Origin of the sequence: Chromatocurvus halotolerans (genome assembly GCF_004340525.1) — a bacterium.
Taxonomy (GTDB): Bacteria; Pseudomonadota; Gammaproteobacteria; order Pseudomonadales; family Halieaceae; genus Chromatocurvus; species Chromatocurvus halotolerans.
This window is the reverse complement of sequence record NZ_SLWX01000008.1, coordinates 143262-166626: the sequence shown is the minus strand read 5'-3', so window position 1 is coordinate 166626 and position 23365 is coordinate 143262. Positions and strand designations below refer to the sequence as shown.

General features: G+C 61.1%; 19 protein-coding genes and 1 other annotated feature. Of the genes, 8 read left to right on the top strand and 11 right to left on the bottom strand.

Annotated elements, in window-relative coordinates; genetic code table 11:
• The first annotated feature begins 264 nt into the window (after positions 1-264).
• Complete coding sequence (locus EV688_RS10870; RefSeq protein ID WP_117317899.1) at positions 265-501, top strand: hypothetical protein; 237 nt, start codon at positions 265-267, stop codon at positions 499-501.
• Positions 502-901: 400 nt separating this feature from the next.
• Here EV688_RS10870 and EV688_RS10865 read toward each other — a convergent pair whose 3' ends face one another.
• From EV688_RS10865 to EV688_RS10850, 3 genes are all read right to left on the bottom strand, one after another.
• Positions 902-1177 carry a HigA family addiction module antitoxin gene (locus tag EV688_RS10865; protein WP_205686633.1) on the bottom strand — a complete coding sequence of 92 codons (276 nt, stop codon included), beginning with the start codon at positions 1175-1177 and terminating at the stop codon, positions 902-904.
• Positions 1178-1667: 490 nt separating this feature from the next.
• Positions 1668-2648 carry a cytochrome b gene (locus EV688_RS10855; protein WP_117317901.1) on the bottom strand — a complete coding sequence of 327 codons (981 nt, stop codon included), beginning with the start codon at positions 2646-2648 and terminating at the stop codon, positions 1668-1670.
• Positions 2649-2670: 22 nt separating this feature from the next.
• Positions 2671-3669: an NADP-dependent oxidoreductase gene (locus tag EV688_RS10850; protein WP_117317902.1), complete on the bottom strand. Its 999-nt coding sequence runs from the start codon at positions 3667-3669 to the stop codon at positions 2671-2673.
• Between the two features lie 101 nt (positions 3670-3770).
• On the opposite strand from EV688_RS10850, the gene EV688_RS10845 reads away from it, so the two are divergent.
• Positions 3771-4667, top strand: coding sequence for a LysR family transcriptional regulator (locus EV688_RS10845; protein WP_117317904.1), 897 nt, complete (start codon positions 3771-3773; stop codon positions 4665-4667).
• Positions 4668-5309: 642 nt separating this feature from the next.
• Here EV688_RS10845 and EV688_RS17900 read toward each other — a convergent pair.
• Both EV688_RS17900 and EV688_RS10835 read right to left on the bottom strand, forming a co-directional pair.
• Entirely contained in the window at positions 5310-5522 is a 213-nt protein-coding gene (locus EV688_RS17900) for a cysteine-rich CWC family protein (protein WP_117317908.1), read from the bottom strand.
• Positions 5519-6262, bottom strand: a complete 744-nt coding sequence (locus EV688_RS10835; RefSeq protein ID WP_117317910.1) for a pseudouridine synthase — start codon at positions 6260-6262, stop codon at positions 5519-5521. The genes EV688_RS17900 and EV688_RS10835 overlap by 4 nt, the downstream gene beginning before the upstream one ends.
• A gap of 311 nt (positions 6263-6573) precedes the next feature.
• On the opposite strand from EV688_RS10835, the gene EV688_RS10830 reads away from it, so the two are divergent.
• On the top strand, positions 6574-6804 hold the full coding sequence (locus EV688_RS10830) for a hypothetical protein (protein ID WP_117317912.1): 231 nt from the start codon (positions 6574-6576) through the stop codon (positions 6802-6804).
• Between the two features lie 207 nt (positions 6805-7011).
• Here the strand turns inward: EV688_RS10830 and EV688_RS10825 are convergent, their stop codons facing one another.
• The 6 genes from EV688_RS10825 to EV688_RS10800 form a co-directional block, all read right to left on the bottom strand.
• Entirely contained in the window at positions 7012-7704 is a 693-nt protein-coding gene (locus EV688_RS10825; protein ID WP_117317914.1) for a GGDEF domain-containing protein, read from the bottom strand.
• Positions 7705-7713: 9 nt separating this feature from the next.
• Positions 7714-8948, bottom strand: a protein-coding gene (locus EV688_RS10820) for an IS3 family transposase (protein WP_117317916.1) whose coding sequence is annotated in 2 segments (ribosomal slippage) — positions 7714-8663 and positions 8663-8948 — 1236 coding nt in all. Because the reading frame shifts where the segments join, the coding sequence is not laid out codon by codon here.
• Positions 8539-8670, bottom strand: a sequence feature (AL1L pseudoknot). Its footprint overlaps the gene before it by 132 nt.
• A gap of 47 nt (positions 8949-8995) precedes the next feature.
• Complete coding sequence (locus EV688_RS10815; protein WP_162883908.1) at positions 8996-9319, bottom strand: PAS domain-containing protein; 324 nt, start codon at positions 9317-9319, stop codon at positions 8996-8998.
• 277 nt (positions 9320-9596) lie between these two features.
• Entirely contained in the window at positions 9597-10922 is a 1326-nt protein-coding gene (locus tag EV688_RS10810) for a M20/M25/M40 family metallo-hydrolase (protein WP_117317920.1), read from the bottom strand.
• Between the two features lie 135 nt (positions 10923-11057).
• Positions 11058-12116, bottom strand: coding sequence for an aldo/keto reductase (locus EV688_RS10805; protein ID WP_117317922.1), 1059 nt, complete (start codon positions 12114-12116; stop codon positions 11058-11060).
• Positions 12104-12457 (bottom strand): TIGR04076 family protein, encoded by a 354-nt coding sequence (locus EV688_RS10800; protein WP_117317924.1) that lies wholly within the window; start codon positions 12455-12457, stop codon positions 12104-12106. The genes EV688_RS10805 and EV688_RS10800 overlap by 13 nt, the downstream gene beginning before the upstream one ends.
• Positions 12458-12593: 136 nt before the next feature.
• On the opposite strand from EV688_RS10800, the gene EV688_RS10795 reads away from it, so the two are divergent.
• From EV688_RS10795 to EV688_RS10775, 5 genes are all read left to right on the top strand, one after another.
• The gene (locus EV688_RS10795; RefSeq protein ID WP_162883909.1) at positions 12594-14477 is read left to right on the top strand and encodes a DUF885 family protein; all 1884 of its coding nucleotides are present in this window, start codon (positions 12594-12596) and stop codon (positions 14475-14477) included.
• Positions 14477-15778, top strand: coding sequence for a divalent metal cation transporter (locus EV688_RS10790; RefSeq protein ID WP_240624362.1), 1302 nt, complete (start codon positions 14477-14479; stop codon positions 15776-15778). The genes EV688_RS10795 and EV688_RS10790 overlap by 1 nt, the downstream gene beginning before the upstream one ends.
• A gap of 245 nt (positions 15779-16023) precedes the next feature.
• The gene (locus tag EV688_RS10785; RefSeq protein ID WP_117317928.1) at positions 16024-18156 is read left to right on the top strand and encodes a hybrid sensor histidine kinase/response regulator; all 2133 of its coding nucleotides are present in this window, start codon (positions 16024-16026) and stop codon (positions 18154-18156) included.
• 293 nt (positions 18157-18449) lie between these two features.
• Positions 18450-20246, top strand: coding sequence for a putative 2OG-Fe(II) oxygenase (locus tag EV688_RS10780; RefSeq protein ID WP_117317930.1), 1797 nt, complete (start codon positions 18450-18452; stop codon positions 20244-20246).
• 239 nt (positions 20247-20485) lie between these two features.
• A complete protein-coding gene (locus EV688_RS10775) occupies positions 20486-23284 on the top strand; it encodes a TonB-dependent receptor plug domain-containing protein (RefSeq protein WP_117317932.1) in 2799 nt (932 codons plus the stop codon).
• Positions 23285-23365: the final 81 nt, after the last annotated feature.

The window sequence follows — 23365 nt, the reverse complement described above, 5'->3', positions numbered from 1 at the left end:
TGGTTTCGTTAAGAATTCCAGCGAGTTAGGTGAGATTCCGGCGGAACGTGACCGCCGATTCCGGCACCGTGACCGCTGATTCCGGGGAAAACCCCAAAATCGGTCACGATAAAACGGAATGGGCGGTCACGATCACCCGGAACAGGCGGTCACGATGAAACGGAATGAGTGGTCACGTTGGTCCGGAATACGCATACGCTACATAGTGCTCTCGATTGAAATTCAGAGAAAGTGCCGGAAGCGGTGTACCGAGCCGCTCACTGATTGACACCCGATGCGATACCGGATGGTTTGTTCGGTCTTCTCGGTGCGATTCAGTTGTGTGATAGCGATGGCGAGTGGCACGACGTGTCCGGTGAAACCATTGCGATCTCAAATGCCGCACCCGCGGAGAACCCGGATGTGCTGTTTACTGTGCCCGAGTTGAACATCGTTTCCATCAAATACCGGCAACGGCTTGCCCGGCTCTCTACCCTGTTCCATGATTTATTGAACCGCTGACCGACGGGGACGGCAGGAAGGACGGAGCAGGGTCTTAAGCAAGGCCTGCGCCGGACCCTCATGGCAGTAAGAATTTGGTCGTGGGCTGGCAACAAGCTAGCAATAACGATGTGCATCATGGTCTGAGACGAGACGGAGTGCCCCTTGTTAACGCCCTCGCCCCATCATTGCTGTAGCCCATCAAAAAGCGCCAAAATCTCCGCGGAGACGCTTTTCGGTTATAAGTGGCAATGAAGAAAGCGTTATTTAGGAATATAGTTTATAGGAACACTGACCGAATCGGCCACGGAGGGCGAAAAGGATCACGCTGCTCGACCCGAAAGATGTCGCGGCCCGCAGCACGCCGTTTATATGCCCAAAAAACAACTGGGTATCGACGCTGAACGTCTCCCGGCACTCATCAAGCCGCTCCCTGGCTGTGACGCAGTTGGAACAGGTCGTAATTGGCTTGCATAGAGAGCCAGAACTCGGCGCTACCGGCACCCGCCTGTTCCAGTACCAGAGCCATATCCGGTGTTACGGAGGCACTGCCATTGATGAGCCGGTTCAGGGTGTTACGGTGGCAGCCGAGTCGTTGTGCGACCGCGGCTACGCTGTCGATTTTGTGCCCGTCCTCATCCTCGATAAGTCGTTGCCGGATGATCTGGCCCGGATGCGAAGGATTATACATAGGCATCGTGTTTTCTCCTGTCAGTGGTAATCGTCATAGTCCAGCAGGTACACATTGCCGTCTCTAAACTCGAAGAACAGTCGCCAGTTGCCCGACACCTTTGTCGACACACTCCCCAGCTGTTGGAAAAAACCAGGGCGGAGCATGGGGGAGATGTGCGGGACTTGCTCTGCACCGTTGTGTTCCGTTGTGCGAAATTCGCCGTGGGCGCTGGATCGCCGGCCCGGTCGATTTAGTTTAATAAAATCAATTGATTAAAATTTTTCAGCACGACTCATAATACTGGCGTCGCTGGCCGGACCGCCGGACCGTCAAGTCCAGCCGTAGCTACCACCTCCCACCGCAGGCTGGTTTGGTACGAACTGAGGTGCCTCAATAAACCTGATCGTGACTGCCGATATCCATCAGAATAATGTCGCGATCCTGAATCAATAAATTCAACGCAATGCGATAACACATGTTGATCGACACCGACGACAGGCCGCTGAGAGCACCATTATCCCACCATGCGCTTGATAGCCTGTGGGTGCTTGTCGATGTAGTGATGCTTGAGCGCACCCAGGATATGGGCTCCCAGAGTGATGTAAAGGACGTAAGGCAACAGATACTTGTGGAAAAGGCCCCAGACAACGGTCCCTGTGTCGCTTGGGGCCCAAAGGGGTGGCAGTTCCCAAATAAAGAAGAACGTCGGATAGCCATGAAAACTCGTCATCACAAATCCGGTGACGGGCAGTGCGATCAGGAAACCATACAGCGCAACGTGCACCCCGTGGGCCAGCTTTCGCTCAACTGGCTTCAGGCTCTCAGCCAGGGCGGGGCGACGTGTTCTCAAATTCCAGATCAAGCGCGTGGCCAGTAGTACGAATACCAGGACCCCAATGGTTTTGTGAACCACGTAGTAGGCGTTTCTGTAGTCTGTGCCTTCAGGAATGATCGATGCAAAGGTCCCCATCGGGATCATGGTGATAAACAGCATTGCTGTGGACCAATGCAGTAATCGAGAGACACGACCGTATCGCTCCGGATCGTTTTCGGTCTTGAGCTCGAGTGCTTTATCCTCACCGGACTGCCTTATTCCTAACAGCAGCAGGAACAATCCCGCCGCCAAGGCAATAAGTCCCTGAAGCCACAGTAGTGTGGGCTTCGCTGAGTCCAGAGGTGTTTGATTGGGTTTCGGATTCTCCAGAATTCCTGTGCCCAGGACAAAGAGGAAAAACCAGGCGGCCACCGCCAGGCACCCCAATGACGCCAATATCGTGCCAAATGACCGGGCTTTCGGAGACACCGCGTTCATGCACCAGGCCGTGACCAGTGAGGTGACCACGATGGCGAGTGCGATCCAACTGTCCAGATCGTTCTCTATACGCGTTGCTGAGCCGTCGTTACCGGCGGACAGGTTTATCGCCTCGGAGGCGAGTGCGGGTTCTATCGCCAGCAATACCACAACCCCCACATAGGTCCATTTCAAATTGTTCATGCGATTCTGCCAAGGGAGTGGGTTAGAGTTTTACGATGAGCTTGCCGCGATTCTCGCCGGTGAAAAACAGGTTCAGACCGTCAATCGACGATTCCAGACCATGCAGGATATGGGTGCGATATTTAATCTTACCCGCCATGACATAGGGCGTGAGCTTGTCGAGCAACGCTGGAACGTCATCAAAATGATCTGGCATGGCAAAGCCCCGGATAGTGATCCGCTTTTTGATCAAAGGAATCCAGTTTGGCCCGGGAGCGGGTTGCTGGCTGGTGTAATCCGCGATCATGCCGCAGACCACAATTCGGCCGTGAGCATTCATGCGGTCGAACACATGCTGTTGAACCGGGCCGCCGGTATTTTCGAAATAGATATCAACGCCGTTCGGGGCGAGCTCTGCGAGTCTGGCTTCAATATCATCAGTCTTGTAGTTGATGGCGCCATCGAAACCCAGCTCCTCCTTGATCCACTGACACTTTTCCTCATCGCCTGCGACACCGATGACGTGGAGGCCGTCTGCCTTTGCCAATTGACCGACCAGGGAGCCGACCGATCCAGCGGCGCCGCTGACGACGATGGTCTCACCCGGTTTGGGGTCACCAAAACCGTACAGACCCTGGGTCGCCGTAAGCCCAGGTAGCGCAAAAACGGAGAGGACGGTTTCGGCATCGAGTTCGGGGCGAAGTTTGCTCAATCCCTCGCCCTGGCTGACCAGATATTCAGACCAGCCGAGCATGCCCCTGACCTGATCCTCCACAACGAAGTCCGGATGGTGACTGGCGACAACCGTCCCGACACCGCTGCTGCGCATGATGTCTCCAATTCCGACGGGGGGGATGTAGCTCTCTGGATCCGGACTCATCCAGCCGATCATCGCCGGGTCCAGGGACATGTGAGTCTGTTTTACAAGGATCTCCCCGGGACCGATTTCCGGGATCTCCTGCGTCCGCACGTCAAACAAATCCTTTGTAATTGGGCCTGGTGTTGGGCGTGCTGCGAGATGGATGCTGGTGTATGAAGCCATGATCGAACCCCTGTATTGGTGAAGGAGCCATTATTTGTTGTCTTTTAGATAATTTATATAAGAGTATTGTCCAAACTCTATTGCCATAAAGACAATAAAAAATGGACGAACTCAAAGCGCTGCGCTATTTCTCCAAGGTCGTTGAGACAGGTAGCTTTACCAAAGCCGCAAGCGTTTTTGATGTTCCGCCGTCGTCACTTTCGCGCCGGGTGGCCAACCTGGAGGCAAGCCTCGGTGCGACGTTGTTAAAGCGCAGTACCCGAGTGGTCCAGGTGACTGAGATCGGCCTGCTGTACCATCAGCAGGTTCAGGAAATCCTGCTTCAGATTGAGCAGAGTAATGAGACGGTCCGAAGCTATCACGCGAAACCCATAGGACGGTTGCGCATCAGCTCCATGGTGAGTTTTGGTGAGGGTATTCTCCTCCCGTTGATGGAAGACTTTAAGCAGGAGTATCCGGACATTGTCCTCGACATCAGTTTGAGCGACGAACTGACCGCGCTTGGGCGCGACGACGTGGATATCGCGATTCGAGGTGGCTACCCCCCGAACGAACGAATTCAGGCGTTGCGACTGATGGATAACGAGTTTGTTCCAGCCGCTGCTCCCGGCTATCTCAAGGTCCACGGCAGCCCAAAGTCAGCCTTTGATCTCAGGCAGCACAAGGGACTGTTTTTTCGTACCCCGACGGGACCCTCACCCTGGTTGTGTGAGAGCGACGGTGAGTGGCACGACGTGTCCGGTGAAACCATTGCGGTCTCAAATAATGCGCCATGGCTGGGGCGTCAGGCTCTGGCAGCCAAGGGGATCATTCTGGCGCCTGCATGGTCACTCGCGGATTATCTCGACAGTGGGAAGCTGGTGAAACTGGATTTATCGCCGGCCCCGAGGGTTAGCCAAAACTCTAACCTGGCGATTTATCTGCTCTATCAAAAACAGCGTTATCTGGTGCCGAAGGTGAAAGTCGCTGTGGATTTTCTGGTCGCACGTTGCCGATAGCGCAGCGGATGTGCTGTTTACTGTGCCCGGGTTGAACATCGTTTCCATAAAATACCGGCAACGGCTTGCCCGAATCACCAACCTGCTCCATAGTTTATCTAACCCCTGCCCGACCGGGATGGCAGGAGGCGGCGAAGCAAGGTCTGGAATACACAGCCAAGCGCTGGCAACCAGCCCGCAACACGCTTGTGCATCACGGTCTCAGACGAGACGGAGTGCCGCTCGTTAACGCCCTCGCCCCATCATTGCTGTCGCCCCATCAAAAAGCGCCAAAATCTCCGCGGAGACGCTTTTCGGTTATAAGGGACGGCCAGGAAAGTGTAACTCCGGGATATAGTGCATAGGAACACCGACCGAATCCGCCACGGAGGGCGAAAGGGTGACGCTGCTCGACCCGAAAGATGTCGCGGTCTGCAGCACGCCGACAACACGCCCCGGAGTTCAGGGCCGGAGCCCTGGCCCTGGCGGAGAAGGTCGGAGTGGCCAAAGCAGCGCAGGAACCTGAGCAGCACGAATCTCAGCTGTCTGGCTGGAGGACAAAAGCCCGGGCGGCTCAGGATCGGTCTGCAGGTCCAGTCGAGAGCCTGCCCGGCTTTATCGGGCACACTCTCAGCGAGGATGTCGACTCTCGGCAGGCCGTGCTCAGCGGGACCTGAACGACGCCGGGTCCCGATTGTAGCGACGCACACAGGCCTGGCAAATGCAGGCCTTGCCCTTTGCCGGAGCAGGAACCAGTTCAACAAGTTCCGCAGGTATGGTGGCGGCAATGCACCAGCAGGGCTGCCTGCTCTTCGCCATGCAGGTATTCGCTTCGCCACAGAATGGGCACTTGCCTTCCGCGTCGGCCGCCGTCATGGACAAAACTCCCGGTCTCGCGTTCCGAAAACCCGATGCGACACCTCCGCCAGTTCACTTGCGCCAATCGGCCTGGTGGCGCCCGGCTCCAGACCACCCAGGCACACAGGCCCTACCGAGACGCGGTGCAGCGCGAGCACCTTGTTCCGGAACGAACCGAACATGCGCTTCACCTGGTGATACTTGCCCTCGACCAATGACAGCCTGGCACGGTGCGCGGAGAGTATTTCCAGCCGGGCCGGCAGTGTGGTGATGCCTTCATGGGCAAACTCAATTCCCGCCTGAAACGCAGCTACATACGCCTCGTTCAGGGGCTCGGATAGCGTCACCTCGTAGGTCTTGGGGAGTTTCGTCTGCGGCAAGCTGATCCGGCGTGACCACGCCCCGTCATTCGTCAGCAGCACCAGGCCCGTGGTGTTGAAGTCGAGGCGCCCGGCAATGTGCAGCTCGTCCTTGCGGGGATGGTCAACCAGATCCAGTACCGTCGGGTGCTTGCTGTCCTTTGTCGCACTGACCATACCCCTGGGCTTGTGCAAAGCGAGATAGACCGGCTGCCTGCTCTGCAGGCAGACACCATCCAGCTCAACGTGGGTGAGCTTCGTCACCGCCTGCTGAACCGAATCCGCCACAGCGCCATCCAGCATTATCCGCCGCTGCGCCAGCAGCAGGCGAGTGTCTGCTATCGAGTAATCGCTGTGCTGGCTGATAAAACGATCGAGCCTGGTAGTGTAGGAGCTCATGGCAGGCTGGCAAACCGGACTGGCTTCGGCATCATTGTTTCACATCAGACGCAGGTCATCATCCAGAACTTCGGCGATGTGCCGAAAGCGTCAGCGAGATCCAATGCTGGCTCTGCATTGATACCGCACTACCTGCGGCTGAGTTCATTGCGCCGCGCCTTCGTCCAGCCTGAGCGGAGCTATACAGGAGAATCGCGAGGCTTGCGCTGCCTGCCCGTGTCAGGCTTGATACGCTTTGTTCGGATGCGTTTCGACCGTGCCTGTTGCATCAACTCAACCTTCTGCATCAAATAAATACCTGGAGCGATGTCATGAACCGAGTCTGCCGCCGCCTGTCATTACTGCCTGTGTTGCTGCTGGGTCTGTCCTTCGGTGCGGCCTGCGAGGATTCCCCCGAGCATGACTGGAACCCGGCCCACCGCGCGGGTGACCCCCTGACCCAGCCGCAGGCCCGGTCCTTTTTCGGGGACGCACTCTATGCCAGGAAAGATTCGGCAGGTGTTGTGGCAGACGCAGACGCCCTGCTGTCTCGCGAGGGGTGATGTGGAAGGCGCGCGCCAGATTCTTGAACAGCTCATGGAGGACCCGTTCTGGCCGGGTTTCGGCCGAATCGCTGCCGAAACGGAGCTGGCACAAATGGACGGGCTGCTCCCGGCGCTCCCTGCCGGGGGATAAACACGCCGCCGTGGCCCGCTGATCCGCATTACGCGAACGCGCGTCAAACAAGCCTGGACGATTGTGGGCCTGTGTCACTTCTCCAGGGGACCATCGGCGAAGCTGATCCGATTCGCACCCGCATGCTTGGCGTTGTACATGGCTTTGTCGGCGCGCTCCAGAAGCTCGTCGATGCTGATCTCACGCCCAAGGAACAGAGCTACACCAATGCTGCCCGTGCAGCGGTGCTCGATGTGTCCTGCCGGCTCATCGCCATTACTGTCGTTTGCTCGCAGCCGGTAGAGTCTGGCGAGCTTGACTCGCAGTTTCTCCGCCAGCTGTTGCGCCTTTGCCCGCGACGTCTGCTTGTCGGTATCCAGCGCACCCAGCAGCACAACGAACTCGTCACCGCCCAGGCGCGCCACGGTATCCGACTTGCGCACGCTACCCAGTATGCGCGCCGCGGCCTCAATCAGGAGCGCGTCGCCAAGGGCATGACCGCACTCGTCGTTGAGTTCCTTGAATTGATCAAGATCCAGCAGCAAAAGCGCACCGTAGTTGCCGCTGCGCTGGCTGGCTAGCATGGCCTGATCGATCCGGTCCTCCAGCAGACGGCGGTTGGGCAGTTCAGTCAGAGGATCGTGGTAAGCCATCTCCAGGATTCGCTGCTCGTCCGCGACACGATCTGTGATGTCGCGCGAAACCACGACAACGTGACTGGGCTTGCCAGCATCGTCCCGGACCAGCGCACCGCAGGATGAATCGCACCGGGTATTCCGGAGGCTCATTGGTTTGAGTCAGGCCGCCATGGCCGACTCGGCTTCCTGTTGATAATACGCTGCTTCGTACTCCGCGGGCGGCATATCCCCGATCGACGTCAGAAGCCGGCGGTTGTTGAACCAGTCAACCCATTCCAGAGTGGCAAATTCAACGTCATCGACGTTCTTCCACGGACCACGCTTGTGGATAATCTCTGCCTTGTAGAGCCCGTTAATCGTTTCAGCCAAGGCGTTGTCGTAAGAGTCTCCACGGCTGCCCACTGACGGCTGCATGCCGGCCTCTGCCAGTCGCTCCGAGTAGCGAATCGATAAATACTGGCTGCCACGGTCACTGTGGTGGATGACGCCCCGCACGCCACCACGAGCCCATACCGCCTGCTCCAGCGCATCGAGGACAAGGTCCGTACGCATTGAACGGGCGGCACGCCAGCCTACGATGTGGCGTGAATACACATCGACAACGAAGGCGACGTAAACAAAACCGCTCCAGGTCGCCACATAGGTAATGTCAGCGACCCACAGCTGGTTGGGGCGATCCGCAGTGAACTGTCGCTTCACCAGATCGGCTGGGCGGACGGCGTCCGTGTCGGGAATCGTGGTGCGACAGCGCCGGCCGCGCCGCGTGCCTTCAAGACCCAGGCGCTTCATCAGGCGGGCCACGGTGCAGCGGGCAATGCAGATGTCTTCACGATTCATCTGCCGCCAGACCTTGTGAATGCCATAGACGCGCAGGTTCTCGTCGAAAACACGCTGCACATCAACGCAGATTTCGTCATCACGCTTCGCTCGCGCGGAGCGGCGCTGTGGATCACGTTGTTTAGCTTGATGGTCATAAAACGTCGACGGGGCGATCGGCAGTTCCTTGCAGATCGGCTCGACCCCGTAGCTGTCTCGATGCTGGTCGATGAACGACACCATCACTTCGGTCGGCGCAGGAAGGCCTGCCCGTCGAGCTCCGCCTGGGCAAAATAAGCCGACGCCTTGCGTAAAATCTCGTTAGCCCGCTTTAACTCACGATTCTCCCGCTCCAGCGTCTTGAGGCGCTCGCGCTCATCGCTGGTGACGCCATCACGCAGCCCCAGATCTTTCTCTGACTGCCTGACCCACTTTCGCAACGTCTCCGCCGTACATCCAACTTTCGCCGCGATAGAATTCATTGCCGCCCATTGGGATTCGTGCTCTCCCTGCTGATCCAACAGCATACGAACGGCCCGCTCCCGAAACTCCGGGGAATATCTGCTTTGCTTTGTCATTGCTCCATCCTCTCAAGGTTAGGAGCCTCCGACAAACCCGGTGCGATTCAGGATTCCATGTAATGCTCGCTTCCATCGGGTAAAAGAAAACGGAACGTCAGCATGTGGCCACGGCCCGTCTTCACTGTTTCGCGGAACGCTGTCTTTACTGCCTTCAGGTCATCAGGGTGAACCTCAGCAAAGGAATCTGTGCCAACAAGATTGCTGCGGTTGCCGAACAAGGTTGCGTAGGAACGGCTGTTAAAAACGCGACGTCCCTCGAGGTCCAGCACCGCAACATAATCACCGACCTGTTCAGCAATAACGCGGAAAAACTCTTCTCTTGCCAGAGCCTCGGAAAGCGCAGTGCGCAAGGCGGCATTTTCCTGCACCAGCTTGCGGTGTCCTGACGCGCCCTCGCCTGCGCCGCCGTCCTCGCCCCTCATGCCTGCGCTCCTTGCACAATCGTCAGGTCTACCGAACAACACCGTATATCATTGTTTCGTCCCGGTCACAACGACAGCGCCCCAGGACGGTGGGGGGGCAAAAACCGTCAGCAAGTAAAACTGGCGGACGGTCAGATGGCTGCGTAGCGAAACTCGGCCTCCAGCCAGGCTGAGGCAAACAAGAATTCATGGCCCGCGCAGGACCGCGCGGCCACGTGCTCCACTAGCGCTCCGCCCCGGTCGTCAGCCGGTACAGAAAGATCGCGGCACGACTGGTCGCGGCCGGCAGAGACGTCAGGTCGAGAGACTCACCGGGGGCATGGGCACCGCGGCCTTGCATACCAAGCCCGGCAAGGCCGTCGCTGTAAGGTGCAACAAAGGAAATGTCCGCTGCACCGCGCCGACCCGGGTCATAGACCTCCAGGGTCCCGAGACCCAGGTCTTCGCTCACCTCGTTGTAGCTGGCCATGAGCGCCCGGTTGCCTTCCGTCGGCGCCATTGGTGGATAGCCATCCTGAAAAGTGATCGTCGCGGAGGTGCCGGGACGGCCGCCCTCCGCTACGACCCGACGCATGGCCTCGCGGGCCCGCTCCAGCTGCTCCTGGCTGATGGTGCGCAGCCCGCCCTGAACAACGACGCGCTGCGGCACCACATTGGTCTTGCCCGCGACCGTGCCGCGGTTCTCACCGGCATCGTAGGAGACATCCGTCCCCCCCAGAATAGCGCCGGCGTTAAAGGTGAGATACTCCTCGCCGCGAACCTCCTGATAAAACGCGTTGAGAATGCGCGCGGCCTCGAAAACAGCACCGGCTCCCACGTCTTCGGAAAAAATGCCGGACGAGTGCGCCTCCCGTCCCTCGACCTCAAGCATCCACTCGCTGGCACCGCGCCGGGCAATGCTCACGTACTCGGTATCGCCATCGCGTGTCGCGCCCTCGAACCCGAGCGCGACATCAACCCGCTTGCCCGCCTCGATCAGATCCCGACGCACGAGCTCCAGGGGCTGACCGGGGCTCTCCTCATCACCGATGAAGGCCACCGTGATATCCGCGCCCTCGAGGACGCCGGCAGCGGCCATGGCACGCAGGGCGAAGATGATCGCGACGTCACCGCCCTTCATATCCGACACACCGGGACCCACCACCCGGTCGCCATCGCGCTCGAAACCCTGGAAGGGGTGATCCGGCTCGAATACCGTATCCAGGTGGCCAATCAGGAGAACACTGCGCCCGGCATCGCCCCGGCGCCGGGCAAAGAGGTGGCCCGCGCGCTGCACCGACGGCGGCATCGCCACCCAGCGGGTTTCGAACCCCAGTGCCGCCAGCTCAGCCTCCAGCACATCACCGACCGCCCGCACTCCCGCAGCATTCAGGGTGCCACTGTTGATGCGGGTAATACGCTCGAGAAGCTCAACGGCCTCCTCCTCATGCGTGGTTATCCAGCTCGCCATCCGGCGCTCTGGCTCGGTGAGTTCGGCCAGGGCAACGGCGGGGGCCAGGATGAGGGCAAGAACAAGGGCAAAAAGGGTGCTGCCTCGGTCTGCATGCATGGGCGGTCTCCTCAGGGAAATTAACCCTCGAAAGTCAGGGGATTTTGATCAGGCCGTGCAGGGGACAGAGTAAGCAAAGGGCGCTGTGATCGCCAGCGTGGATTTCATCGCGCGGTTATCGGGCCTGGCAGGCGGTCAGTCACTGTTCAGGTCGTACTTCATGATACGCCCGTGGGGGCCATTCTTGTCGCGCTCCAGGTCGAACACATCGCCGGCCGGCACGCCCAGCTGCCCGCGCAGGGCTGCAATCACAGCGCGGTCCTCCTCATCCAGCTTCAGGCGGAAGATCTGCTCGCAGCGGTCAACATGCGCCGCGTTGCGGGCGCCGAGTATCACCGCGGCGACCTGAGGCTGATCCAGCACCCAGCGCGCCGCCACGCTGGCGATGCTGCTCTGGTGACGGTCGGCCACGGCTTTGAGTCCTCCGAGGAGGTCCTGCAGGGCATCCCAGCCGCCGGCTTCCTCGATCATCAGCCGGTATTTGATCAGCGAGCGGTTGTCGAGGCCGGGGCCACCGGGAGCCGTGGGATCCGGCTCGCCCAGCCAGCGGTCGCTGAGAAAGCCCCCGGCCAGGCTGCCGTAGCACAGCAGCTGCATGCCGTGCTCACGGCACAGGCCGATCAAGGATTTTTCCGGCCGCGGGTCCAGCAGCGAGTACTGCACCTGTGTGGTGGCGAGGGTGAGTCCGGCCTCGAGCAGGGCGCGGGTCTGTTCACTGTTGAAGTTCGTCAGCGAGAGCAGCGCGATCTTGCCCGCCTGCTGTAGCTCGGCAAGCCACTGCGCCGCCTGCTCGCAGCCCGGTGCCGCATAGTTCCACCAGTGGAACTGCACCATGTCCAGCTGCTCCACGCCGAGGCGTGACAGCGAGCGGTCAATGATCTGCTCGACCTTCGCCTTGGTCAGCTGACCGAGCTCCCCGTAGTCAGGCACGTACTTGGTGTGCACCCGCACCGCTAGTGGCTCGGCGCGCTGGCGATTGGCGGCGATGAAGCGGCCGATCAGTGCCTCCACGCCGGTATAGATGTCGGCGCAGTCAAAGGTGTCGATGCCCTGTTCCACAAAGGCGAACATGTCGGCCACCGGGTCATCTGACAGCGCCTGGCTGTGGCCTTCGGACAGCTGCCAGCCGCCCTTGATAATGCGCGAGATATCGTAATCGCTGCGCAGCTCGCAGCGCGGGATCATTCCTGCCATGGGTTGTGCTCCGGCAGGGGTTCGACGGTGGTCTCGGCGCGGCTGAAACGGCGCTTGCCGATGCGGCTGATGCGAAAGCGCGCCCCGCAGTGCGGATCCGGGCAGGCGATCACGTGGTCGGTGGCCATCCAGTCGTGGTCATTCAGTGGCCGTTGCTTGGCCGGAATCAGTGGCAGCAGGGCAGCCAGTGCGTACAGCGAGAACGGCTTGCCCGCATCCATGACAATATTCTCACCGCGCACCTCAAAGCCGCTGCCCAGTTCGTGGCTGCACACGAATGGCCGCTCGCCGGCGATGGTCTCTACGCGAAGATCATAGAGGGTAAAGGCCGGCTCACTCATGGCGCAGGGCTCCGCTGGGGCAGTGGCCGCGCAGTTTAGCATGTGGCCGGGTGCCTGTGGCTATGCCGGGACGCCTGCTATGATCGCGCAGCGGCTGCCCGATAGTGCGCGGGCTGAATCAACGAGGGGGACGGTGATGGAGCGACGGCAAAAACGGCGGGGCGTATGGCTGGCGGCGGTGCTGCTCTTCAGTTTCAGCTTCAGTTTCAGGATCGGGGCGGCCGAGTCGACCGAGGCCGCGCAGCTGGTCCAGGCGTATCTGGATGCCTGGGTGGCCTTCTACCCCAGCCGTGCCTACGCCGACGGGCATGCCCCCAGCGCCGCGGCCTTTGAGGATTATGCGCCCGAGCGTCTGCAGGCCTGGATCGGACACAACACGGCCGTGGCCAGCGCAGCACGCCGTCTGCTGAATGAGACGGAGCTAGCAACGTCCACAGCGCTGGATCTGCAGGTGCTCGCGCAGCAGGTCGAGGCCGAGCTGGCGCACTGGCAGCAGCAGAACCCGACACAGACTCAGCCACAGTGGTACAGCGAGCAGATCTCCCAGGCGCTGACCCACCTGCTGGTGCGCGCCGCAGACGGCCCGGTGCGCAGCGCTGCGGCCATTCGCCGGCTGGAGGGGGTGGAGATGCTGTGTCTGTTGGGGACTGAGACGCTGCAGCAGGGGCGCCTCGGACCCACGCGCACGGCGCTACGCACGCTCAAGGGCACCCAGGCGTTTTACAATAACGAGTTCGCCCGGATGGTGGCGCAGTGGCCAGCGGCTGCCGATGGCCGCACGGTGAGCGAGACGCTGACCCGGGTGCTGCCGGCGCTGGCAGCGCTGATTCACCATGTGGAAAACGCGGTATTGCCGGAAGCCTCGCCACAGCCGGGCATGGGCGAGGCGCGATACGCCGCGGGGCTGGCGCGCCGCACCGGTGGCCGCTATACGCCGGATTCACTGCGCGCCGTGGCGCTTGAGGAGGTGCGCGCGGCGCGTGCGCTGATGCAGCGCGAGGCGGTGCGCTGGTATCGCAGCCTGCCGGAAGCCGGGCGACCGGCCCTGTCTTTATCCCTGACAGACCAGGCGGCTGCGGCGGCAGGCCTGGCCGACCTGCCTGCGGCCGAGCCTTCGGCGGGTGCTGGCAGCGCGGCCGAGGCCCGCAGTGAGGCGCTGCTGGCGCTGGCTCTGGAGGCCATGGAGCAGGCACGCGATACGCGTGGCGCCGAGCTGCTGGCCAGCTTTACCGGGCTGACCTTCGCCGCCGAGCGTTTTGTCATTGCGCAGGATCTGGCCAGCGTGCCACAGCCCACCACGCTGAAGATCGCGCTGTCGCCGGCGCATTTCAGCGGCGCCGCGGTGGGTGGAGTCTACCCCAGCGGGCCTTTCGATCCGGACGCCGACACCCTGTTCTACCTGCCGTCAGTGCCGGACAGTGCCCCCGAGGCCGTGCGCGAGGGCTTCTACCGCTCCTTCAACACCCACTTCAATACCATGATCATCGCGCACGAGATGTTTCCCGGGCACTACCTGCAATACAAGGTTGCGGTCGCTGCCGCGCCGCCGGTGCGCACCCTGTTCCCGAACGGTCCCTACGTGGAAGGCTGGGGCACCTTTGTGGAAGAACTGATGCTGGATGCCGGCTGGGCTGACAATGCCCCGCTGACGCGTCTCGCGCACCTGCGCAAGCGGCTGGAGAATGCCACCCGTGCCTACGTGAGCGTGCAGGTGAATACCGCCGACTGGGGTGAAGCCGAGGTGCTGGCGTTCGCTCGCGATGAAGGCCTGCTGGCGCCGCAGTTCGCCAGTAATCTGTGGCAGCGCGTGCTCAACTCGCCGCTGCAGCTGGGGGACTACATGAGCGGCTACCTGCAGTTCCGCCAGCTCTATGCCGATCGCGAAGCCATGGGCTTTGCCACCGTGCGCGACTGGGTGGACGCCATACTGCGCGCAGGGCCGCTGCCGCTGGATCTGCTGCCCCAGGCGCTGGCTGCCGCCGCCGGCCCCGAGGCAACGACCGACGTTCGCCCGCGCTGATGTTGCTCGCCCGACTGCTGCGCGATCTGGTCGGCCCCGCGGCGGTCATGGCTGCCGGCACCATGGGTGCTGGCGCCATCGCCTCTTTTTTGCTGGCCGGGGCCTGGTTCCGCTACGAGCTGCTATGGGTGCTGCTGCTGATGCTGCCCCTGTTTGTGGCCTCGGCCGACAGCGCCTCACGCCTGGGTGCCCTGAACCCGCACACCGGCATGCTCAGCCTGGTGGGCCGCTGGCTGCACCCGGCGCTGGCCTGGCTGATTCTGCTGCTGGTGGTACCGGTGCACTTTCTGGTGTCCATGGGACAGCTCTCTGTGATGAGTTCTGCCCTGTTTTCCCTGACTGGCCTCAACGAGAGCGCACTGGCGCAGGACCTCCGGGTCGCCGTGCCGCTGTCGGTAACGCTGGCCGCAGCCGTGCTCTGGCTGGTGTTCTCCCGCGGTTACGAGCGGCTGCAGCGCGTGATGACCCTGCTCATGGTGCTGATGTTCCTGTGTTTTCTGATAGTGGCGCTGCGCGGGCTCAGCGAATGGCGCGCCATACTGCCGGGCTTTGTGCCCACTCTGCCGGCTGACCTGCCCCTGCCGGGCGGTAATTCGGTGCGCGTGGCCAGCACGTCGATCATCGCCATGGTCGGTGCCGCCATCGCCCCGGCCGCCCTGCTCGGCCTGCCCTATCTATGCGCGGATGCCGGTGCCGACAGCCACCAGCTGCGCCAGGCATTGCGCCAGTCGGTGCTCAATCTGGGGGTGATCTTTGGCGCCTATGCCTTCTTCGTGCTGGTCGCCGGTGCCTTCGCCCTCCATCCGCTGCCGGAGCACGCGGGTTTTGAGGATGTGGGCCAGGCCGCCGGGGTGCTGCGCGCCGCACTGCCCGCGGCGGTGGCGTTTCTGGGGCCGATGATCTTCTCGCTGGGCCTGTTCATCGCCGCCATGACCACGCTGGTGGTCGCCGCCCAGGTCACCGTCTACCTCATGCTCGATGCCTTCGGCAAACCCTGGCGCTTCAGCGCGGACAACCGCGGGTTCCATGTGCTGCTGGCAATATTCGTGCTTGGCGCTGCCGCGCTGGCGCCACTGTGGTCCTTCCCGGCCCTGCTGAAGGTCATCCTGCTGATGGGCATCAACGTGGTGGTTATCCCGCTGGTCTACCTTATTCTCATTGTGCTGATCAACACGCCCGGCGTCATGCTTGAGCACACCGCCGGCCGCTGGCGCAACGCCTTCCTGCTCACCGGCCTGCTGCTCTCACTGGGCCTTGCCGTGCACAAGGCGCCGCAGTACTACCATCTACTGACCGCTTGAGCCGGACCTGCGTGGCGAGGCCCCGAGCGTCAGCACATGATCGTCGTGCGCCTGCCTGCGCGGACCGCGATTGCAGCCGGTGGGGCTCGTCGCCGTCCATTTGGGGGTGCCCGGTAGACGTCTGCCTACATTCATAAGGTTACAATGTGCCTGCGCGATCAACTTGAACTGACCCGGTCACCAGGCCATGGCCTGCGCTCCGGGTGACCTTGCAGCTTAGGAGGGGACAGAAGGCGTCCGGGAAAATGGCTCCAATCGAGGATACAGGTCCAGACCGTCGCCAGCAGCAAGCGCAGAATGTCGTTCTGATCGCTCTGTTGATCGCGTTTTCCGGCGCCATGCTCGGCGTTGTCTTCGGTATCGTGCCAGGGTCGGTGAGCGGACCCGAAGTCGGGGTCATCAGCTTGCTGGCCATCGTGACGGGCGGGCTGACGATTCTGGTGGTGTTGAAACCGGCGATGGCGACAAGCGTCATCACCGGCGTGTTGACTGTTTACTTTGTTTTTCACCTGAACGCCGGCGCCATTATTGTTCTTGAGGCTTCCGGGGAGCTTGTAAGGACCATTCCCTACATTACGTGGTTCTTCCCCCTGGTCGTGTTTCACCAGTTCACGAATTTCGGCTTCCACAAACGCGTCATCAGCCTTCTTGTCAGTCTGAGCCCGTTACCGATGGCAATTTATGCGCTTGCGCATATCACCGAGCCGGTCGCCATCGAAACCGTGGATGCGATCGTGACATTCCTGTTCAGCTTTTTCGCCTTCGTCGCCTTTTTCGGCTTTTTCACCCGACACCGTGAAGAGGAGGTTCAGCGCGCGGCCATGGCAGAAGAGGCGGAGCGCAGCGCGGCTGTGCTGCGCGTGAGCGAAGAACGCTTCAGATTACTGGGCCTGGCCACGAATGACCTCATCTGGGACGCCGATCTGAAGTCCGAAAAGATATGGTGGAGCGAGTCCCTGTTAAACACATACGGCTATGACCCACATGGATCGAGCACTGAACTGACCACATGGCAGAGCTGGATCCATCCCGATGATCGCGACCGGGCAGTCAATGACATGCGTTCGGTGATTGTCAACGGTGAAACCAGCTGGACCAGCGAGTGTCGGTTTGTTTGTGCGGACGGCCGGGTCCTGGACGTGGTTGCTCGAGGCCTTTTCCTTCGGGACGAATCCGGCGAGCCGATCAGGATGATTGGCAGCGCGACGGATGTCACGGAGCTTCGGGTTCTGGAGAAGAAGCTGCGTCAGTCGCAGAAAATGGAGGCCGTGGGTCAGTTGACAGGTGGTATCGCCCATGATTTCAACAATCTTCTGACAATCATTGTGGGGAGTGCCGAGAGCCTGGCCGATATTCACGCAAATAACCCACAGGCGCATGAACTGGCCAGAACCACATTGCAAGCAGCGGAACGCGGGGCAGATCTGACCAGCCGCCTGCTCTCCTTCGCGCGGCTTCAGGCACTCATGCCCGAACATCTTCATCCGGGGCAGTTGCTGAGTGGCATCGAAGGGCTTATCCGCCGGACGATAGATGAAGATATCGAGATCGGGATATGCGTTGCCGATAATGTCCGGCCCATTGAGGTTGACCGAGGGCAGCTTGAGAATGCCATTCTCAATCTGGTGATCAACGCTCGCGACGCCATGCCGGAGGGTGGAAGACTGACAATCGAGGCTTCCAACGTGACACTCACCGCGGACGATCTACTACCCCATGAGGAAATGAAGACAGGCCAATACGTGGTGATTGCCGTGTCTGACAATGGCTGCGGAATGCCCCGGGACATCATGGAACGGGCCTTTGACCCCTTCTTTACCAACAAGGCAGTCGGCAAGGGGTCTGGCCTTGGCCTGTCGATGGTCTGGGGGTTTGTCCGACAGTCGAACGGGCACGCCCAACTCACTTCGGAGCCGGGTGAGGGAACGACGGTCAAACTCTACTTTCCGGCGTCCATGACGGTGGCACCCGAGAACCGAATGCCCACCACACCGGCGGGTCTGGCAAGCGGAACAGAGCGAATCCTCGTGGTCGAGGACGACGAACTGGTTCGGAAACACGTTGCAACGCAACTCGCCAGCCTTGGCTATGAAATCCGGGAGGCCGCGTCCGCAGCCGAAGCACTTGCGCTGATCGAGAGCGGCTGGACCGCCGACCTGCTGTTCACTGATGTTGTGATGCCGGGCGGCATGAACGGGAAGCAGCTTGCCGATGAGGCCCTTCTCCGGCAGCCAGGACTACGGGTGCTTTTCACCTCCGGCTACACAGAGGATGCAATTGCGCATCAGGGGCGGCTTGACCCTGGTGTCCACCTTCTGAGCAAACCCTACCGGCGCGCAGATCTCGTTGCGAAAATCCGGGAGGCGCTTGAGGGCTAGCAACGCGCGTCAGGCAAGTGCGGCCTTTGCTACCGATTTGACGTTCGGCACGTCATTTTACCTGAGCCTCCAAGTGTGCGCAATATTCAGTCTTGACCCGGAGAGCGCAACGCCTTCCTGCTCACCGGCCTGCTGCTCTCACTGGGCCTTACCGTGCACCAGGCGCCGCAGTATTACCAGCTGCTGACCGCTTGAGCCCCTCGGGATCAACAACATTCTGGACACGGAGGTGGGCTGAAGCCTACCCTTTTCTGTTATCGGCATTTGCGCGCCACGGCGGCAAATCAGGGTGAATGACAATGTCACTGGCAGATTCCCTGCAACAGATCTATTCGCTGTACCAAAAAAAACAGTTCGCCCGGGCCCAGGCCGCGCTGCGACCGATCATGGCGCGGCACGCCAACTCACCGGATGCCTGGCGTCTCGCGGGCATGCTGGGTCGCGCCACGGGACAGCGTGACCAGGCGGAGCACGCCTTGCGCTACGCGCTATCGCTGCAGAAAAACCATCCGGAGACCCTCAACACGCTTGGCAGCCTGATGCGCGACCAGCTGCGGGAGTTCGAGGCCGAAGGCCTGTATCGCACGGCTCTCGATCACGCGCCGCAGCACACGGCCGTCAAGACCAATCTGTGCCGGCTGCTGCTGGCTCAGCAACGCCCGCTGGAGGTGATACGCCTCACCCAGGACCTGGCGAGCCAGGGGCCGCCTGCCCTGTGGCGCCTGCGCGGCGAGGCGCTGCTCACCATGGGACGCGCCGAACTGGCGCTTATCGCCTTCGACCGCTCACTCGCCCTGGAACCGGCGTCGGCGACCGGCATGCAGGGCTGGGTACGGTCGCTGTTCGAGCTGGGGAAGATCGCCGACGGCGCAGCGGTTGCCGAGGCCCATGCCGCCGGCAACGTCGGCTTTGCCGTACTCCTGGTGCGGGCGCTGATGGAACAGGGCAAGTGGTCACAGGCCACGGAGCTCGCCCGGGCCACCGCAGCCCGGGATCCGAATGCCCCGAATGCGTGCTTTGTGGCGGCTCAGCTGCTCTGGATGCAGGGTGAGACGGCAGCGCTGGAGGACCTGCTGCAGAACGCAGTCGCCCAGGCGGCAGGGCCTGGCCCCCTGCTGACCTGTGCGGAAATACGGCGCAGCATGGGTGACACCGGGGCGGCGCACGCCCTGGTCGACCTGTGCGAATCCCGCTTCGGTGCCTCGACGCAAGCCGCCTGCGTGCGCAACAACACGGCCCTCGAGGAAGGCAACCTCGCCCTCGCCCTCAAGGCCGGCGAACGCGCCTATCAGCTCGGTGAGCAGGACATTCGCTGTCGCGCCTCCTTTGTGCAGTCACTGCTGGTGAATGGCGCGGCCGAACGTGCGCTGCCTATCATCGAGGAGACGCTCGGGAAGGCCCCCCAGCACCAGCTGTGGCTGGCCCTGTGGCGCGACGGACTGCGCCAGCTCGATGACGAACGACAGGCATGGTTGATGGATTACGACAAAATGGTTGGCAGCATCCGGCTGCAGACTCCCCCAGGCTACACCGACCTGGCAGAGTTCAACCGTGCGCTGGCGGAAGTGCTCAGGCCACTTCACCAGGCAAAGCACCACCCCCTGGACCAGTCACTGCTGCAGGGAAGCCAGACGTCGATGGACCTGCGTTTCATCGACAGCCCCGTGATCCGGCGGTTCATGGATAGCGTGGGTCAGGCGATCAAGGGCTTTGTGTCCGCAATGCCAGACGACAATACCCATCCGCTGTACTGCCGCAAGGACACCCTGGCCGCCCCCACGGCCATGTGGTCCGTGCGCCTCGAACCCACGGGCCGCCACGTCAACCACATTCACTCCCAGGGCTGGCTGAGTTCGGCCTACTACGTGGACCTGCCTCCGGACGACGCGAGTGACCCTCGGGCGGGTTCGCTACAGCTGGGTGAGCCAAGGTACCCGACGCCCGGTACGGCGGTTGAGCGGACCGTGCCTGCCGAGGCGGGTAATCTGGTGCTCTTCCCCTCCTACGCCTGGCACGGCACCGTGCCAGCACGGACCGGCACGCGCCTGAGTATCGCCTTCGACATCACGCCACAAAGCGAACTGCGCTGAGCTGTCAGGCAAGCCGGCGATCACCGACCTGCAGCACTTTCATTCCCTGAATCTCACGATCCTGCGCCCTGCAGACCTGACGGCCTGAGTGCCGTGGACTGTATTCCCTGTTGATTGCGTGAAAATGTCGCAAAAAAAAACGCTGCGTGCGTACATCTGTGCGCAATCCGTGATTTACTTCCGGCGTGGCGCGCTCTGTCAAGGCTCCACGCCGAAACATAACTCAAAGGGGATTTACCATGTTTGCAAAAAAACGTCTCAGTATGGCGGTCACCGTCGCCATGGGCCTCGGCTCCGTCGTGGCAGGTGGACCCGCAGCGCACGCACAGGAGCCGCGACTGGTCGAGGAAGTCGTGGTGACGGGTTCGCGCATCGCGCGCAGGGACTTCACGTCCAACAGCCCGGTGGTGACAGTGGATGCAGAGCAGTTTGAGCTCACCAACACCGTCAACACCGAAAACCTGCTGAACCAGCTGCCGCAGACCGTCGCGGGTTTTAACTCGACCAGCAACGGCGGTGGCGACGGGACCGCTACCGTGAACCTGCGCGGCCTGGGCGCTCAGCGCACACTGGTATTGATGGACGGTATTCGCGTAACGCCATCCAGCGACCAGGGTATCGCGGACCTGAATACTATCCCGCCAGCCATGATCGAGCGGGTAGAGGTAGTGACCGGCGGTGCATCGGCGGTATATGGCTCCGACGCGATCGCCGGTGTTGTGAACTTTATTATGAAAAAAGACTTCGAAGGCATCGATATCTCTGTTGCACAGCAAATGTCAGGAGAAAACGATGGCGGAACGACGAACTTCAACTTGACCATGGGCGGTAACTTCGCCGATGGCCGCGGCAACGCGGTGGTGTCGCTGGGCTACAACGAGCGTGAGTCACTGCTGTCCAGCGAGCGAGAATACAGCCGCTTTGCGCTGGCGCAGGACCGTGCCAACGACCGCGTTGTTCCCGGCGGTTCAACGGCGAGGCAGGGCACCCAGATACAGGTCGGCTCCATCAAGTTCGACCCGGACGGCAACGTGTCTCCCTTCGTACAGCCCGACGACCTGTACAACTTTGCGCCCACCAATTATCTACAGATCCCGCAGGAGCGCTTCCAGCTCTCCAGCTTCGCCCGCTTCGAAATCAACGAGAAACTGGAAGTGTACGCTCGCGGCACGTTCACCAACTACCAGGCCGACCGCCAGCTGGCGCCGCTGCCGTTTGGCTTCTCCGGCCCCACAACCTTTACCGTCGACGGCAACCCGTTCCTGACCGCCGCGGCACAGCAGGAGCTGAGCGAGCGTTACGGTGAAGGCCAGCCGGACGTCAACGGGAACGGCCTCGCCGACCAGGTCAACGTGCTGCTGTTCGGCCGAGTGACAACGCCGCGTGAGTTCATCTCCAACCGCAACGTGGCCCAGTTCGTCTTCGGCGCGCGAGGCGACATCACGGACAACTGGAGCTACGACGTGTACTTCTCGGAAGGCCGTTTCGAGAACGCCGAGACGGTGATTGGCCAGTTAAGCAATCCCAGCCTGTTCCAGGCTCTGCTGCTCGATACCTCCGATCCCGACAACGTGACCTGTCAGGATACGTCTCTGGACTGCGTGCCGGCGAACATCTATGGGGAAGGCAATCTCACGCCCGAGATGGAGGATTTCTTCCTGGTAGATGTCAACGCCAACACGGACGTTACGCAGCGCGTGTTCGCGGCCAATATCAACGGTGACTCCGGCAGCTTTGAACTCCCGGGCGGCAAGATCGGTTTTGCCGGCGGGTACGAGTTTATCTACAACAGCTCCGATTTCCGTCCCTCCGAGAACCTCGGCAACCCGAACCTGAACCAGCAGGCTTTTCCGCCGGTTAACGGTAAATTTCACAGCAAGTCGCTGTTCGCCGAGTTCTATGCGCCAATCCTGAGCGGCGCGCCGTTTGCGGAGATCCTGGCGCTGGAAGGTGCTTACCGCACGTCGGACTACACCACCGTGGGTACGGTTGATGCTTACAAGATCGCCGTTGAGTGGGCGCCGATCGCAGACATTCGCTTCCGCACATCGTTCAACACCGCGGTTCGCGCACCCAACATTGATGAACTTTTCGGGCCGCAGTCGTTCGCCGCCCAGGGCGCGGTTGACCCCTGCTCCGCCGTGGCCTTCGAAGAAGGCATCGCGGACGTGGCGGGCCGTCGTGCGCTGTGTATCGCCACGGGCGTACCGGACAACCTGGTGTTCTCTCCGGACATCAACCTGCCGGCTGATCAGGTTCGTGCACTGACCGGTGGCAACCCCGACCTGGCGGAAGAAGAGGCGGACACTTTCACGGCCGGTTTCGTACTCACTCCCGCCATGCTGCCCGGTCTGACCGTAAGCGTCGACTACTTCTCCATCGAGATGGCGCAGCGCATCGGAATATTCGGCGGCGGCGGCGAAAACATTCTGAGCACCTGCTACGGCGATCCCAATATCGGCGGCCTGGGTTCCCCGTTCTGCAACGCGGTCGTACGTTTCCCCGGCGGCCCGGTAGAGCTGACGCTTGCGAACAACCAGAACGCGGCGGAATCCAATCTTGAAGGTGTCGACCTGGCAGTCCAGTACAGTTGGGACAACAGCCTGGGCTTTTGGACGGTGAACTACGCCAGCACGTTCTCGATGGAAAACAGCTTTGTCGCCTTTACCGGCGCGAATGAAGTGGATTGCGCCGGCAGGTTTGGCAACACCTGTAATCCACTGATTGGCACCGCGGATCCGGAGTATCGTCACCGCGCTACGCTGCGTTGGAACAACAACGCCAATCTGACGGCACAGCTGGTCTGGCAGCACATTGGTGAACTCGATAATACGGACACTACCGCCGTGACCGAGTTTCGCACCATCGACGCCTACGATTATCTTGACGGATCTGTCTCGTACAAGTTCATGGAAAACTACCGCGCAACCTTTGGCGTAAACAATATTGCGGACAAGGAGCCACCGCGCGCGGGTGCCAACGCCGTGTTCGACCAGATCGGCAGGATGTTCTTTCTCAACGTGGGTGCGTCTTTCTAGTCGCAGAAAGTCGTTTCTCCGCATCAAGGGTGGGCTTAACAGCCCACCCTTTTTTTTGCCAGGCCCCCGTGCCGACGCAGA